12 protein-coding genes are annotated in these 15,020 nt (G+C 67.4%); 6 read left to right on the top strand and 6 right to left on the bottom strand.

Features of this window, described 5'->3' with window-relative positions:
* Nucleotides 1–1,338 (bottom strand): amidohydrolase family protein, encoded by a 1,338-nt coding sequence (locus A5673_RS20245; protein WP_068236401.1) that lies wholly within the window; start codon nucleotides 1,336–1,338, stop codon nucleotides 1–3.
* A gap of 332 nt (nucleotides 1,339–1,670) precedes the next feature.
* Between A5673_RS20245 and A5673_RS20240 the strand changes: the two genes are divergently transcribed.
* A complete protein-coding gene (locus A5673_RS20240) occupies nucleotides 1,671–2,747 on the top strand; it encodes a DUF1214 domain-containing protein (RefSeq protein ID WP_068236398.1) in 1,077 nt (358 codons plus the stop codon).
* On the top strand, nucleotides 2,744–3,916 hold the full coding sequence (locus A5673_RS20235) for a sulfotransferase (RefSeq protein WP_068236395.1): 1,173 nt from the start codon (nucleotides 2,744–2,746) through the stop codon (nucleotides 3,914–3,916). The genes A5673_RS20240 and A5673_RS20235 overlap by 4 nt, the downstream gene beginning before the upstream one ends.
* 6 nt (nucleotides 3,917–3,922) lie before the next feature.
* On the opposite strand, the gene A5673_RS20230 is transcribed toward A5673_RS20235, so the two are convergent.
* Complete coding sequence (locus A5673_RS20230) at nucleotides 3,923–4,951, bottom strand: hypothetical protein (RefSeq protein WP_156748412.1); 1,029 nt, start codon at nucleotides 4,949–4,951, stop codon at nucleotides 3,923–3,925.
* Nucleotides 4,952–5,158: 207 nt separating this feature from the next.
* Between A5673_RS20230 and A5673_RS20225 the strand changes: the two genes are divergently transcribed.
* From A5673_RS20225 to A5673_RS20215, 3 genes are read left to right on the top strand one after another with little or no spacing between them, the layout of a single operon-like run.
* Nucleotides 5,159–5,884: a hypothetical protein gene (locus tag A5673_RS20225; protein ID WP_068236388.1), complete on the top strand. Its 726-nt coding sequence runs from the start codon at nucleotides 5,159–5,161 to the stop codon at nucleotides 5,882–5,884.
* 42 nt (nucleotides 5,885–5,926) lie between these two features.
* Complete coding sequence (locus A5673_RS30115) at nucleotides 5,927–7,459, top strand: hypothetical protein (RefSeq protein WP_068236385.1); 1,533 nt, start codon at nucleotides 5,927–5,929, stop codon at nucleotides 7,457–7,459.
* A 45-nt stretch (nucleotides 7,460–7,504) separates the two neighbouring features.
* Complete coding sequence (locus A5673_RS20215; protein ID WP_082958850.1) at nucleotides 7,505–8,500, top strand: peptidoglycan-binding domain-containing protein; 996 nt, start codon at nucleotides 7,505–7,507, stop codon at nucleotides 8,498–8,500.
* A 15-nt stretch (nucleotides 8,501–8,515) separates the two neighbouring features.
* Here A5673_RS20215 and A5673_RS20210 read toward each other — a convergent pair whose 3' ends face one another.
* The 3 genes from A5673_RS20210 to A5673_RS20200 are packed head-to-tail and all read right to left on the bottom strand — an operon-like array spanning nucleotide 8,516 to nucleotide 12,374.
* Nucleotides 8,516–8,935, bottom strand: coding sequence for a Zn-ribbon domain-containing OB-fold protein (locus A5673_RS20210; protein WP_156748420.1), 420 nt, complete (start codon nucleotides 8,933–8,935; stop codon nucleotides 8,516–8,518).
* Nucleotides 8,935–10,143, bottom strand: coding sequence for a thiolase family protein (locus A5673_RS20205; protein ID WP_068236379.1), 1,209 nt, complete (start codon nucleotides 10,141–10,143; stop codon nucleotides 8,935–8,937). Before A5673_RS20205 ends, A5673_RS20210 begins: the two co-directional genes overlap by 1 nt.
* 8 nt (nucleotides 10,144–10,151) lie before the next feature.
* A complete protein-coding gene (locus A5673_RS20200; protein WP_068236375.1) occupies nucleotides 10,152–12,374 on the bottom strand; it encodes an acyl-CoA dehydrogenase in 2,223 nt (740 codons plus the stop codon).
* 143 nt (nucleotides 12,375–12,517) lie between these two features.
* Between A5673_RS20200 and A5673_RS20195 the strand changes: the two genes are divergently transcribed.
* Entirely contained in the window at nucleotides 12,518–13,111 is a 594-nt protein-coding gene (locus A5673_RS20195) for a TetR/AcrR family transcriptional regulator (RefSeq protein ID WP_068236372.1), read from the top strand.
* Here A5673_RS20195 and A5673_RS20190 read toward each other — a convergent pair.
* The gene (locus tag A5673_RS20190) at nucleotides 13,043–14,899 is read right to left on the bottom strand and encodes a pyruvate kinase (protein WP_068236509.1); all 1,857 of its coding nucleotides are present in this window, start codon (nucleotides 14,897–14,899) and stop codon (nucleotides 13,043–13,045) included. The two genes, A5673_RS20195 and A5673_RS20190, sit on opposite strands and share 69 nt — an antisense overlap.
* Between the last annotated feature and the right edge of the window lie 121 nt (nucleotides 14,900–15,020).

The raw sequence follows: 15,020 nt of genomic DNA, 5'->3' as shown, positions 1-15,020 counted from the left end.
TCAGTTGCCCAGGGTGGTGGCGCGTCCGCTGATACCGGTGGCCTCCGCGGTCACCTGCGCCTGCAGCGCGAACTGCGTCATGCGGGTCCACGCGTCGCGGTCACGCTGGCTGGCGCGCCGGCCGACATGGGTGACGACGTCGACGTCGGTGGCCTGCGCGCGCAGGGCGCCGGCGCGGGCGTGCTCCTTCGTGAGATAGCGGAACGGATCGAAGGAGTATGCGGCCATGGCGTTTTCGTGGGTGATCTTGTTGATGACCGAGTCGTCGAGGTGACCCATGGTCTCGATGACGTCCTCGGGCGCGAACGGCCAATTGCTGTCGGAATGCGGGAAGTCGGACTCCCAGCACAGCATGTCCTCGTTGAACCAGTCCATGTTCTTGACGCCGACCTTGTCGCTGATGAAGCAGGTGTAGAAGTGCCGCTTGAACACGTCCGCGGGCCCGCTGTAGCCGGGCGGGAACTTCGCGAGCGTCCAGCCCGAGTGCCGGTTGTAGACGTGTTCGGCGCGCCACAGGAAATACGGAATCCATCCGACGTCGCCCTCGGTGAGCGAGAACTTCAGTTGCGGGAAGTCGGCCCAGAATTCGGCCCAGATCAGCTCGGTGAAGGTGAACATGCTCATCATCGACGACGCCGTCATCTGCACGCTGGGGGGCGCGTCGCTCGACACCTGCGGGGATCGCGACGCGGACCCGACGTGGGTGCACAGCACGGTCTTGTTCTCGCACACCGCTTCGAACAACGGATACCAATACTGGGTGTGAATGCTGGGCATTTGCAACGCTTCCGGATTCTCCGAGAACGTCACCGCGTGGCAACCCTTGTCGGCCAGGCGCTTGACCTCCCTGGCCGCCTCGGCCACATCGAACAGCGGCAGGATGCCGCAGGGGATGAACCGACCGGGGTAGGACGCGCACCACTCGTCGACGTGCCAGTCGTTGTACGCCTTGATCATCACCAGGTTGACGTCGCGATCGGGCCCCTGGTTGAGGACCTGCCCCGAAAAGCCGGTGAAGTTGGGGAAGTTCAGGCCCGCCAGCTGCCCGCCGGCGTTCATGTCGCGCACCCGCTCGTCGACGTTGAAGCAGCCCGGCCGCATCTCGTCGTAGCGCGAGGCGTCGATGTTGTACATCTCGCGCGGCTTTCCGGCAACGGCGTTGAGGCCCATGTTCCGTCCGCGAACGTCGCCGTAATACCACTGCTGGACCCCGTCGGGCTCGACGACCACCCGGGGCGCGAGGTCGCGGTACTTGGCCGGCACATGCGCGTCGAACATGTCGGCGGGTTCGGCGATGTGGTCGTCCACGCTGATCAGGATCAGGTCGTCCTTATGCATTGCCGCGCTCCTCGCGTCCCGCTACAGCTGACTAGTAGACAATGATTCCTGTCACACTGTCAACGGCGCCGCCCCTCATCCCTAGGTGGACAAATGCTTGCACATCGGCGCGAAGAGAGGATGGCGGCGCGGAGGTCGGTCCCGGATTGCGCCGAATGTGAGCGACTATTAGTCCATCTGGCTTTGAGTCGCCGAGTGTGAGGCCTATGTACGGATTGGTGGGCGATCACGTACTTAGGGCGCACACTGGGCACGCCTCACCCGCCCCCACGCCTCCCGATATTCCGGAGAATCGGCGCCCCGAGGCCGGCGCATCGTCTATGCATATGGCTATGTCCGAAACCGAGGTCGCCCTGAAGGCGCGCGCCGCGTGGCAGTTCTTCCAGCAGATGATCGCCGACGTCACCAAGATCGTGATGGAGGACGCCGAATCCGAGCGCGAACTCCTCGAAGGGCTGCGTGTCATCGCCCGCGTCTCGTCGCTGTGCTCGCAGCTGTCCGTCGAGGCCGACCCCGACCGACCGTCGTTCTTCGACATGTGTTCTCCGACAAGGATGATCGGCGGCCCCAACCCCGACGGCAACTATTACCTTGCGATGATTCGCGGCGACCGGCGCTACCGGATCACCGGCACCCGGGGCACCAGTGCCTACCTCGGATTTCAGATCCTCGCCGGCACCGGCCTGACCCCGCGCCGGATGGCGAACTACGTCAGCGACACCGAGCTGAGCGGCGACGAGTTTGCGCTGGTGCTGTCGGCGGAGGAACCCGCCGATCTGGGCGGCGCCCGGTGGGTGAAAATTCCCGATGACGCATCGTCCGTCGTCGTCCGGGAATACATCGGCGACCCCGCCACGGAAACGTTGGCCACGCTGCGCATCGACGCGCTGGACCCCGACCCCGTGGTCCCGCTGACCGACGACGAGCTCGCCGATCAGTTCACCGCGATGGCGTGGTCGCTGATGAAGCTCACGACGATGCACCGCACCATCAAGCCCGAGCTCTTGCAGCAACCCAATACGCTGCTGACCGCCGAGGCCGCCGATCTGGGTGCCGCCGACACCACGCCGGACAACCTGTACATGATGGGGACTTTCCGGCTCGATCCCGGCCAAGCCCTGGTGCTCGACATCGCGCCGCCCGACACTCGCTACTGGAACGTCACGCTGGAAAGCGTCTGGCACGAGTGCCTGGAGCCGCGCCGCCGGCACAGCTCGGTGACCAATCGCGCGGTGCGACCCGACGCGGACGGGCGGGTGCGGATCGCAATCTCCGAGCAGGACTTCGGCTTTGGCCATTGGCTCGACACCGGCGGGCGCCATCGCGGATTCGTCGTGGTGCGCTGGCTGGACAACCCCAGCGCACCCGACGTTTCGGTGTCGGTCCGCGACGGATCGGGCGGGCGATGACCCTGCAGGAGCGGTTCGTCCCGGAGCGGCTCATCGCCGCCGCCTGCGAGGAGGCCGGAAGCGACGACTTCGGCGCGGACGGGTGGCAACCGGGCCTGCAGCGGCTCACCGACGGGCTGGTCAACGAGGCGCGGCTCTCGCCGATCGGCGTGGAGATCGCCTACCTGGACGTCATGCGCGCGCTGAAGAATCGGCTCGGCGTGATCGCCTGGCGCAAAGAGCATCCCGAGATCGCCGGCAACCCGATCACCGCGCCGATCTTCATCGTCGGCCAGCCCCGCACCGGCACCACGATCCTCTACGACCTGCTCGCCCAGGACCCCGACCTGCGCGCGCCGCTGACGTGGGAGGTCGACGCGCCGTGCCCGGTCCCGCAGCCCGAGACCTACCACACCGATCCGCGCATCGCGCAGACGCAGGCCAGCATCGAGATGTCCGAACAGATCATCCCCGGCTTCTTGGCATTCCACCCGATGGGCGCCCTCGTCGGGCAGGAGTGCGTGCGCATCACCGCGAGCGAGTTCACCAGCATGATCTTTTCGGTGCAGTACCGCCTACCGGGCTATTACCGCTGGCTGCTGCACGAGGCGGACCATGCCGGCGCGTACCGTTTCCACCGAATCTTCCTGCAGCACTTGCAATCCGGGGTTCCCGGGCAGTGGCTGCTGAAATCGCCGGCGCACCTGTGGCACCTCGACGACCTCCTCGCGCAGTACCCCGACGCGTTGATCGTGCAGACGCACCGCGATCCGCTCAACGTCATCTCGTCGATCGCCGCGCTCACCCACCACCTGCGCCGGATGGGCAGCGACGAGTCGAACATCGCCGAGTGCGCGGCCCAGTCCTATGAGGAGATCGTCGTCGGCCTGGACCGCGAAATGGCGCTGCGCGATGCCGGCGCCATTCCCGCCGGCCGGGTCATCGACGTGCTGTTCACCGATTTCATGAACGACCCGTGGACCACAATCGACGACATCTACCGGAAGCTGGGTCGCGAGCTGAAACCCGAGACAGCACAAAAGATGCGGGACTTCCTGGCCGCCCACCCCGGGGACGGCGGGGGCAGCCGCTACACATGGTCGGACACCGGACTGGATGCCGCCGAGGTCCGCGACCGGGTCGGCCGCTATCAGGACCGCTACGGGGTGCCGACGGAGCAATTGCGCTGATTTGACCTAACGCTTCTTCGCGGAACTACTCTTCGTCGGACCCGCTTCCGCCGTGAGGATCTCGCTGGCACGCTGATCGACATACCTGGTGACCGCGTGCTGACCCGCCCCGAATACGGTCGCGAGGAGCAGGCTGCCGATCAACGTGTTCGACGATCCGACATGCAGCACATCGGCGTCCAGGATCAAGAGCCCGACGACGGCGACCAGCGGGCCGAGGACCAACTTCAATAAACCCTGCTGGAGCGGCAGATTGAAGGGACTGTGGTCCAACGGCACATTGGACATGGCCGGGATCGCGGTGAACAGCGCACCGACGGACCCGAAGAACATCACCAGGAGGAGGTACTGCCACGGCGAATCCTTGAAGGTGTCGTCGGGCAAGGTGAGGAAGTGATTGTCGCGGAACAGCCGCTGGGTCAACAGGGTCAGGGCGGCGAAAAAGAGGCAGACCCCGGACGCGAGGATCAACCGGTTCCGCAGAAACCGCGCCTCTTGGTTGCTGCGATCGGAGCTCTCGTGCGCAGTGCGCAAAACACCGACGATGGATGGGCGCAGATCCGCGGTGTTGAGATGGGACGGATCCGCAAGCAATGCTTGCAGATGCTGCTGCCTCTGGTCACCACCGTCTAAGTGTGCGCTCGCGTACCCCAAGGCTTCGCTGGCGCGGGCGGGCAGTTCCGTGTCGGGTAGCAGATCGACCGTGCGCTCCTCGACCTCGTTCAACCGTGCCCAGGCACGCTCGATCTCGGTGCCCCACCACCACTTTCGGATGCCGACTTTGGCCTGCGACGCGATATTGGCGTCGGACAGGAGGTTGTCGATCAGGAAGGCGCGCTGCTCCTGTTCGGGCCGGTTCTTCAGCTCGAGGCGGGCCAGGTCGTCCAGCAGCATGATCCGGCGGCGCTGGACCGTTTGCCTCCAGGGCGAGGCCGACCTCCACGACTTCGGAAGTCCCGACTCAAAGCCGTTCCACGCATCGCCACGGACGTTGGGAGCGGGCGGCGTCGGGCCGGCGTTCGGCGGTGTGGACATGGATTCCTCCCCAGGGTGAACGGGTCGGGCGACAGAATCGCCTCGAGTTCACTCCCGCGGGCCTGGCCGCCATAGCGTAGTCGGCTACTTGCCGTGCGGCGTCCGACGAGAACTCCTTGCCTACGCGATGACGTAGTCGACTACTCATGCGCCGAATTGATGGGAGTGGCACATTCGCACCCACATCAGCCTCGACGGGAGCCCGACATGCTCATCGCGATTCTCAACCAGTCGAAACTCGTATCCAATGCGGACGCCGCGATCATGACCCAGGCGATCGCGAGGCAAATCCGGATGGACGTTGCCCCGCTGTGGGATCGGGCCGCGGCGGCGGTGATCTTCTACAGCAACGCCAAAGACGTGCCCCCGGCGGCGCACGGCATCACGCTCGTCGACACCATCAACGACCAGCCCGACGGCGTGCTCGGTTACCACACCGAGGACCGGGGCGGGAAGCTCTGGGGCGTGGTCGCGGCCAAGCCGGAACTCGACAATGGCGGGATGGCGACGAAGGGCGACTGGAGCGTCTCCAGCGTCCTGTCACACGAGGTGCTCGAGATGTTCATCGACCCCAACTGCAATTTGTGGGCCAACGACGGGCGCGGCAAGGCCTACAGCTTCGAGGTGTGCGACCCGGTCGAGGCCCCGACCTACGCGGTCGACGGTGTGTCGGTGTCCAACTTCGTGACCCCGGCGTGGTTCGACCCGCTGTCCAATCACGCGACCGCCCAATACGACAAGCTGGGCAAGCTGCACGCCCCATTCAGCATCCTCAAAGGCGGCTACGTCGTCTACGAGGCCGCCGGGGCCGAGCGTCAAAAATTCGGCGACGCATTTCCCGGGTGGCGCAAGGAAATGAAGTCGGGAAAGTTCGCCCGCACCCGGCGCCGGCGCGAGCAGGCCGACGCGCTGCTCGCCCAGGCAACCGCTTGAAACCGGGCCCCAACGACACACACTGCAAAGGAGGGCCGACCAATGCCGGTGCCACGCAAGACCATTTCCTTCGGACAGCAGATCGCCATCGACCGCGCGGGTAACCCGTACGACTACGGCGGCAACTGGGACCCCTTCAACCGCCGGAAGGGCACCGACTGCTCGGGCTGCGTCGTCGACGAACTCGACGGTGGCATCAACGGCACCGCCATGGAGTGGTCCCGCCACGGCCTCTGCACGGAGAGCTGGCGGGCGCCGTCGCACGGCGGCCAAGCCAATCCGCTCGACGGCCCGTTCCACACCGTCCAGGTAGCGAACCCCAGCGCGTTCCCGGCCGACGCCGCGATCAAGATTGCCCTGCACCACGGCCCCGGCGGCGGAATGAACTCGCACATGTGGTGCCAAATCGGCGATCTGCGCGTGGAAACCAACGGCGACAACGGCACCGTGCTGCGCGACCAGGCGATGGCGGTGGACAACCCCTACGCCAACGACTGGTGGTTCGTGCCCGGCCCCATCGTCGAAGACGGCACACCAATTCCGCACCAGCCCAGCGGAACCGGTCCCGCGCCGCAAGGCGAGCCGCGTGACACGCTGTTCGCCGACGTGTCCGAGCACCAGGTGCCGGTGACCGACGCCTACACCGACGCCACGTACAACGAGGACGGCACCGACTGGCACTATCGCTGGCTGTCCATCCGGGCCAACGACGGGACGCACCGCGACAACAACTTCGCCCGGAACTACGGCTGGTGCAAGCAAGCCGCCGACGACGGCAGGCTCGAGGGCTTCATCGTCTACGCCTACTGGCGGCCCGACTGGCAGGCAACGCTGGCGACCTTCCAGGATCAGATCAACTCCAACGGCGGCCCCCACGCCAAGATGGTCGCCATGATCGACGTGGAGTGCGGAGACGGTAACCCGAACTGCGACCAAAGCGCCGCCGTCAACGGCATGTACTACGCGCTGGCCAAGTGGCTCGGCGACGCGCGCCGCGTGATCGGGTACTGCAACCTCAACGACATGCGCCAGATGTGGCAGACCAGGCCCGAGCACGTGCCGATGATCGTCGCCGGCTACGGCTCAAATCCCAACGACCCGGCCGTATTCAAGGTCGCGCACCAATACACCGACGGCCAAGGTTACGGGGCCGGCCTCCCCGAGGGGGCGCCACCCTTCGGCAACTGCGACATGAACAGCGCCGACGGCCTCTCGCCATCCCAGTTGGCCTCGGTGCTGGGGGTGGGCGACGCGGCACCGGTCACACCCTCGCCGCTCGTGGTGCCTACGGTGCCGGCGGACTACCAGCGGCTCATCTACGAGCAGCTGGCGGGGCCGGTCGGCTCGGACGGCTACGGGCACGGCTGGCCGCAGCTCGGCAACCTGACAATCGTGGACTACCTGGCCGCCTACAAGCCGGCCCTGGATGTCCTACTCGCCCAGGCACCCCGGCCGACCAACAAGAAGGCGGCTCCCCGCATCGTGATTCCTCCCACCGGCAACGGGGCGGCGTCGAGGCCGGCCGCGGCGGCCAAAAAGGCGCCGGCGCGAAAAGCGTCCGCAAAGAAGCGATGACGCTGCCGCTGAGAAATTGACCGCCCCTCAAGGAGGTTCACCGAAATGCCGCTCCCCTACCAACGCGGGTCACACGGCCCGGAAATCGAATACTGGCAGGCCTGGTTCAAGCGCGAATACCGCGCCTACGCGCCGCCCGAAGATGGCAACTACGGCAACGACGAAGTCGCCGCGGTCAAGGAAATGCAGCGCCGCCTCGGACTGCCGCAATCGGGAGAATTCGACGCCACCACGGCGGCCCGCGTCGGATACGTGCCACCGGCCCCCGGCCTGCGGCCCATCATGTTCACTGTCGAAGGGCATAGTTCGAACATGTTCGCCGGTCCGGTCGCCGACACCGGCGCGCGGCTCGAGGCCGAAGGACTCTGTCACCACCAGCCGATCGGTTACAACAACGGCCCGATCCCGTTCGACAACGCGAGCGGTGTCAACGAGTTGGCGCGGCTCGTCGGCTCCGAGGTCATGGACAACCTCGTCCCCTTCCCGAAGGGCACGCCCTGGTCCCTCGGCGGGTTCTCCCAGGGCGGCATCGTCATCTGCGACTTCTACTTCGACTACCTGGCGCCCGGTAAGCCGCTCGACTGGCGAACGCCGGACCTCAAAGGCGTGCTGGCCTACGGGAATCCGGGTCGCCAGACGGACAGCATCGCGGACTGGGCCCGGCCCTGGATCACCCAGGCCGGTAGCCATGGGCTCGACCCGATCCGGCGGTTCGGGCTACCCGGCTGCCCGGGCAAGCCCGATTTCTGGGTTGACGTTTACCGCGAGGGCGACATCTTCGCCGAGAACATCGACGACAAATCGAGCGAGGTGAAGGCCGCCGTGTACCAGGCCGTGGCGCGCTCCGACTTCTTCTCCAACCCGTTCTCCCTCGCCGCACAGATCGCCATCCTGTTCGGGCAGCCGGTCGACGAGGTCTTGGGGATCGTGATGGCCATCGTCAGCGGCGTGGCGTTCCTGGGCGACCAGCCCAATCCCCACTACTCCCCGTACGACATCAGCGGCGGTGTCGCTTGGATGCGAAATCGACTGAGTAGCTGAACCGAAGCGTCGCAGTCAGGCCCCGTCGGCCGGCTCGTACCGCAGCATCGTGACGTCGTGCTCGGGGTAGTCGCAGAACACCGGCCGCACCCGCATCCCCACCCTCAGGTCTTCCGGCTCGACGTTGACCATCTCGGTGGAAAACCGTGGGCCTTCGTCCCATTCGACGATGGCCAGCAGCTGCGGAACGGCGTCGGCGAAGTGCGGGCCGACGGGGCGGCGGGCCACGGTGAACGAGTACAGCGTTCCCATGCCGGATATCTGCCGCCACTGAAGGTCGTCGGCCAGCGTCCGCGGCGCGCGCACCCGCGGATAGAACACATAGCTCTGCGACGACGGCGAGTACTGGATGACGATGCGGTGCCCTGCCAGCGCATCCCAAAACGGCGCAGTGGTAGGCGTTTTGACGGGCATGGGCCGCTCGAAGTCCATGATCAGTCCCCCTGCAGGATCAGCGTTGTCTGCTCGGACAGGATGCCGCCGTTGCCGGACACGAAGGCGAGGTTGCAGTCGGCGACCTGGGCCGCGCCGGCGCGCCCCATGATCTGGCGGGTCGCGTCGCACACGTGGTGCATGCCGCCCGCCAATCCGGCCTGGCCGAAGCCCAGCTGCCCGCCGGCGGTGTTCAGCGGGAAGTCGCCGCGGAAGGTCAGGTCGTGGTTGGCAACGAAGTCCATGCCTTTGCCCTTCTCGCAGAACCCGGCGTCCTCCAGCGACAGCAGCACGGTGATGGTGTAGCAGTCATAGATCGACACCATGTCCATCTGGTCCCGGATCAGATCGGTCATCGCGAACGCGGTGTCGGCGGCCTCGGCGATCGGGGTGTGCAAGAGATCCTCGGCGTAGGTCGGCGTCTTGAACGGGACGTGCTCGCCAAATCCCTTGATCCACACCGGTCGATTGCGCGACCGGCGCGCCAGGTCGGCGTTGGCTACGACGACCGCCGCGCCCCCGACGCAGGGCATGACGATCTCCAGCATGTGCAGCGGGTCGGCGATCACCGGGCTGGCCAGCACGTCCTCGATCGTGAGCGGCTTGTCCCTCCAGATCGCGCCGTCGGTGTGGTTGGCGTTGACCCGCTGGTCGACGACGATCTTGGCCATCGCCCGCTCGTCGTAGCCGTAGACCGCCGCGTAGCGCTGGGCCACCTGACCGTAGGGGCCGTTTTGCCCCAGGTTGCCGTACGGGATCTCGAATTCCGCCTGCGGCGAGCCGTATTGGTTGCTCGACGAGCCGAAGAACATCGCGTCCACGAGTTTGCGCGGTTTCTTCTTCGACGACGGCGTGATGTAGCGCGCGGGCAGCGCACACAGCACGGCGTCGCAGATGCCGAGTTCGACCGCGGCGGCCGCTCGCCACACCATGGCCGCCGCGCTGGCGCCCCCGAGGTCCACCATCTCGGCGAATCTCGCTCCCACCCCGAGGTATTCGGCGATGGTCGAGGGCACGAAGATCTCCGACTCGGCCAGGTGCGATGCCGCGATTCCGTTGACCGCTTCACCCGGCACTCCGGCGTCCTCGAGCGCGGCCGCGGCCAGCTCGGCCCACTGTTCGAGCACGAACGGTGCGGGCGAAGCCTTGGCCAGCCGCTCGGGCGGCAGCTCGACGTAGCCGAGGATCGCGGCCTCTCCACGTAATCCCATGCGGTGTCCTACTTTCGGGGTAGTCCGAGGATCATCTGCGCGATGATGTTCAGCTGGATCTCCCTCGTCCCGCCGCCGATCAGCTCGGCCGGGAGATGCAGGTAAGGTTCCACGACCGCGGCGTCGGCGTCGTTCACCATCGCCACCTGGCCGGTCAACTGCAGCGTGGCCTCGAAGGTACGCCGCAGCAACACGTTCATCGCGACCTTGGCGATGCTCGACGCCGGGCCCGACGCCTGGCCGTCGAGCAGCCGGATGGTTTCCCGGACGCCGAGCGCCCGGATGGCGTTCGTGTAGGCGTCGAGTTCGCCGAGTTCACGCAGCGCGTCGTCGCGATCCGGCCCGGGCTGGGCGGCGAGCCGGCGGAGCGCGACGGCCCGGTCGAGCTTGACGTATCCGCTGATGGCCGAGCGCTCTTCGGCCATCGTGGCGATCGCGAGGCGCCAGCCGTCGGTGGGACCGCCCAGCAGCATCTCGTCGGGGACGAAAACGTCGTTGAGGAAGACCTCGTTGAAGTGCGCCTGACCGGTCGCCGTCTTGATGGGCTGCACTTCGATGCCGGGCGAGCGCATATCGATGATGAAGTAGCCGATGCCACGGTGCTTGCTGGCTTCGGGGTCCGTGCGCGCCAGCAGCGCGCCCAGGTCGGCGTACTGCGCCAGCGACGTCCAGATCTTGTGCCCGTTGATTCGCCAGCCGCCGTCGACCTTGGTCGCCCTGGTGGCCAGCGACGCGAGGTCCGAGCCGGCTCCCGGTTCGCTGAACAGCTGGCACCAGTGGATATCGCCGCGTTGGGTGGGCGGAATCAGCCGTTCCTGCAACTCTTTTGGCGCCGCGGCCAGCACCGAGGGCAGGATCCACTCCGCGATGTTGAGCGAAGGCCGGACCAGCCCGGGTCGTTTGGCGAACTCCTCGTCGATGATGAGCTGCTTGAGCGGACCCGCATCGACGCCCCATGGCGCCGGCCAGTGCGGTGCCATCAGACCGGCGTCGGCGATCAGCGTCCGCTGCGGCCCGGAGGCCTGGTCGGGGTAATCGCCGTGCGGGGCCGGGGTGTCGTTGCGCAACTGCATTGCCGCATCCAGCGTCTCGGCGACCCAGGACCGGAAGTCCGGCTCGGCGTCGCCCAGATTGACCGACATGTCGCGTTGCCGGGTGCGGGTCAGTCCGCCCAGCCGTCGGGCCCAACGATTGGCCGGGCCGATCGATCCCGCCAGGCTGATGGCCCGCCGCCAGTAGAGATGCACGTCGTGTTCCCAGGTGAAACCGATGGCGCCGAGCATCGTCAGGGCATCGAGCACCAGGTCCGGGATCGGCGAGACCGCGATCACCGCGGCCCCGGCCGCGGCAAGTCGGTGCTGGTCGGGCGGCTCGTCGGCGGCGTGCACCGCATCCCAGGCCGCCGCGGTCGCCAACTCGCTGTTGACCAAGAGCATCGCCGCGCTGTGCTGCAGCGCCTGGAAGGTCCCGATGACCTTGCCGAACTGTTCCCGCGTGCGCAGGTGCGCGGTGACCGCTTCGACGCACCACTGCGCGATGCCGGCCGTCGTGCCGGCCACCAACCCCACGGCGACGGACTGCGCGCGGTCGGCGTCGATCCCGGTCAGCTCCGGCGAATCGGGGCGATAGTCGCTCAGCCGCAGGACGCCGACATCGGTGACCAGGTCGGTTCCGGGTACGGATTCGACCGTCGCCGTCGGCTTTTCGGTGTCCACCAAGACCCAGGCGAGCGCTCCGCCGTTGGTTCGGGCCGCCACCAGGATCACCCGCGCCGAACACACGCCCGCGGTGACGTCCGATTCGCCGCTGAGCACCCATCCCCGGCCGTCGGCCCGCGCACGAAAGTTGCCGCCGTCGGGAAGGACGACCGCCGCGGGCAACCCGGATGCGAGGTCGCGCAACAGGGATTCGGCGGTCGGCGTCGGATCGGCCAGCAGCGCGACGGCTCCCGCCGTCACCGTGGGCAGCAGTGGGCCCGGCAACAGTGTCTTGCCCGCCGCTTCGAGTACACATGCCGCGTCGATCAGCCGTCCACCCTGCCCGCCGAGGCGCTCCGGCAGGTGTACCGCGTGAAAGCCGTTGGCGACCAGGGCATCCCACCAGGCCGGGAGCCTTCCCGACGCCAGTGCGTCGAAGCTGTCGCGGGTTTCGGCGATCGGGGCGTACCGATTGGCGAACTGGACGACGGCGTCGCTGAGAGCCTGCTGCTCGGGGCTCAGTCCTAGCGTCATAGCGGCGAGCCCGCGCGGCTGAGACGACACGCCATCGAAGACCGCTACCCTTTCCTTACAAGACGAACCGTCTCGTCTTGTGGCAGACTACCGGGGGTAGTCGGGATATGTAAAGCCGGCCAATGCGCAGTGAGGATCTCCACATGCCAAGCGATCTCACCCGGGCGAGCCCGCCGCGGCGCCGGAGCGAAAGATCGCGCACGGCGATTGTCACCGCCACGCGTGAGCTGCTGCTGGAGCGCGGGTTCGACGGGTTGACCATCGAGGCGGTCGCCGCCCGGGCGGGCGTGGGAAAGCAGACCATCTATCGCTGGTGGCCCAGCCGTCCCGCCCTCGTCGCCGACGTCATGCTCGAGGACGCCGACAAGATCCTGGCGTCGGTCGATCACACCGATGACGTGTCCGCCGACCTGGTGCGGTGGGTGGGCAGGCTCGTCGCCAGCCTGACCACGGCTCGCGGTATGGCGATGCTGCGGATCTTGACCGTCGCCGGCATGGAGCACGAGGACACCGCCGCCAAGCTGCGCGCCGGGTTCAGCGCGCCGCTGCATGACACCGTCCGGGCTCGCCTCATCGCCGACGGGGTCGACCCGGCGGCCGCGGAGTCGGCGGCGGACGCCATCGTGGGTGGCGTGGTGTACCCGATACTGTCTGAGCCCCACCAATACTCACGACGCCGCGCCGAACGCACCACCCGGATCATCGTCGGGGCCCTCGGACCGCGCGGCCGACCATGACCGGAGCGGGCGCAACAACGCGTTCTTCTTGTAGTAGTGCTCCGCCATGCGGCGCATGATGTCGTCGAGCAGGGTAACCGCGTCGTTGAGATAGGGCCCCTTGTTCAGCATCACGCACTCGGCCCGCTCGCTCATCGCCGCGTCGCTGATCTCGGCCCGCGACGGGCGCCCGGTCTTGGCGAGTTGCTCGAGCACCTGGGTCGCCCAGATCACCGGCAGGTGGGCGGCCTCGCACAGCCACAGGATTTCCTCCTGCAGCTCGGCCATTCGCTCATAGCCGCACTCGACGGCCAGATCGCCCCGCGCGATCATCACCCCGGCCCGTGGCCGGCGCATCGCGGTCAGCAGCAGCTGCGGCAAGTGTTCGAAGGCGCAACGGTTTTCGATCTTGAGCACCACGCCCAAGTGGTCTCCGCCAAGCCGATCGAGCTCGCCCAGCAGCCGCTCGACGTCGGCCGGGGCGCGAACGAACGACATGTCGACCAGGTCCGCCAGTTCGACCACCGCGGGAAGGTCCGCGACGTCGCGGTCGGTGATCGCCGAGATCGGCAAGTCGGTGTCGGGCAGGTTGACGCCCTTGCCCGCCTTCAGGCGAGCCTCCCCCTGCGCCGGGCGATCGATGCGCACGGTGAGGACATCGCGGTCGACGGACAGCACGCGCCCACCGAGCTTGCCGTCGTCGAAGTGGACCCCGTCCCCGGGCTGGGCGTGATCGAACGCCTCGGCCAGGGTGCAGCCGATCCGCGGAATGGATTGCCGCCCACCGACCGGGGCCGGCGAACAGTCGCGGGTCAGCTGCACGAGGTCGCCGGCGCGCAAGACCAAGCTTTGTTCCGTCTGGGGGAGCGGGCCGACTTCGGTCGGTTCCCCGCCGCCGTCGGCGCGCAGCACGGTTCCGGTTTCCAGGTAGGTGGTCTGGCGGGCGGTCATCAGGAATCCGCCCCAGGCGCACGCGTCGACCACCTCGAGCGCCAGCCGGCGCCTGGATCCGCGGGCGTCCCGCAAGATCAGCACGTCCCCGGCGGCGCGGTCGGCCAGCCACCGCCGCGGCACCGTGATCACCGCCATGCCGGCTTCCGGCGGACGCATCGGGTCCTCGGTCGACGTCAACCATGCCCGCGCGGGGCTGACGACCTGACCGAGCGTGTTTCGCCGCGGACGCAGTTTGACGACGCGCGGCCCCGGTTCCAGCGGCCCGGTCCGTAGCTTCGGCCCGGCCAGATCCATTGCCACCAAACATGTTTTGCCCGCGTCGACGGCCGCCTCGCGGACATGGTGCGCCATCGCACGCCATGCCTGTGGGTCGTCATGCGCGCAGTTGATGCGCGCGATGTCCATGCCGCGCCGCACCAACCCGCGGACCAGGCCGGCATCGGTCGCGGCCTCCGACGGCAGCGTGACCATGATGCGGGTGCCTCGATGCGGCGGTTCGGAGCCCAGCAGCTCCACGGTGTGGCGCCGCAAGATCTGAGCCCCCTGCTCGATCGGCACCGCCGCCGGTGCGGGCGGCTGCCACCTTCCGTCGGCGATGGCCGCGATGGCCGCGCGGACCGCCGAAAGCGTGGCCTGGACATGCGATTCACTGCGGCCCAACGACGAAAGCCCGAACATGGCCAGGCTCGTCTGAAGTTCCCGCAGGTCAAACTGGCGAATCGCCCAATAATGCACCAGGTTGCGCGCACTCGGCCGGTTCTCGGGCGCCACGGCGGATATCCATTCCGACCAGGCGAGCTCCGCCTCCACCAATCGGGTCAACAGCCCGTCAACGGTTTCGAGCAAACCGATCAGTCGTCGAGTGCTCGCCTCGGCCGGAGGCGCCCCGCTCGGCCGGCCGGCCAGGTGCTCGGTGGGCACAGAAACTCCTCGTTTGGTGGCCTCGCGTCCACCCGGTGTTAACGTCGGCGTAACG

The sequence above is a fragment of the Mycobacterium sp. E3198 genome (assembly GCF_001667015.1).
Taxonomy (GTDB): Bacteria; Actinomycetota; Actinomycetes; order Mycobacteriales; family Mycobacteriaceae; genus Mycobacterium.
The sequence above is the reverse complement of the archived record's forward strand: the minus strand, read 5'-3'. Positions and strand labels throughout refer to the sequence as shown.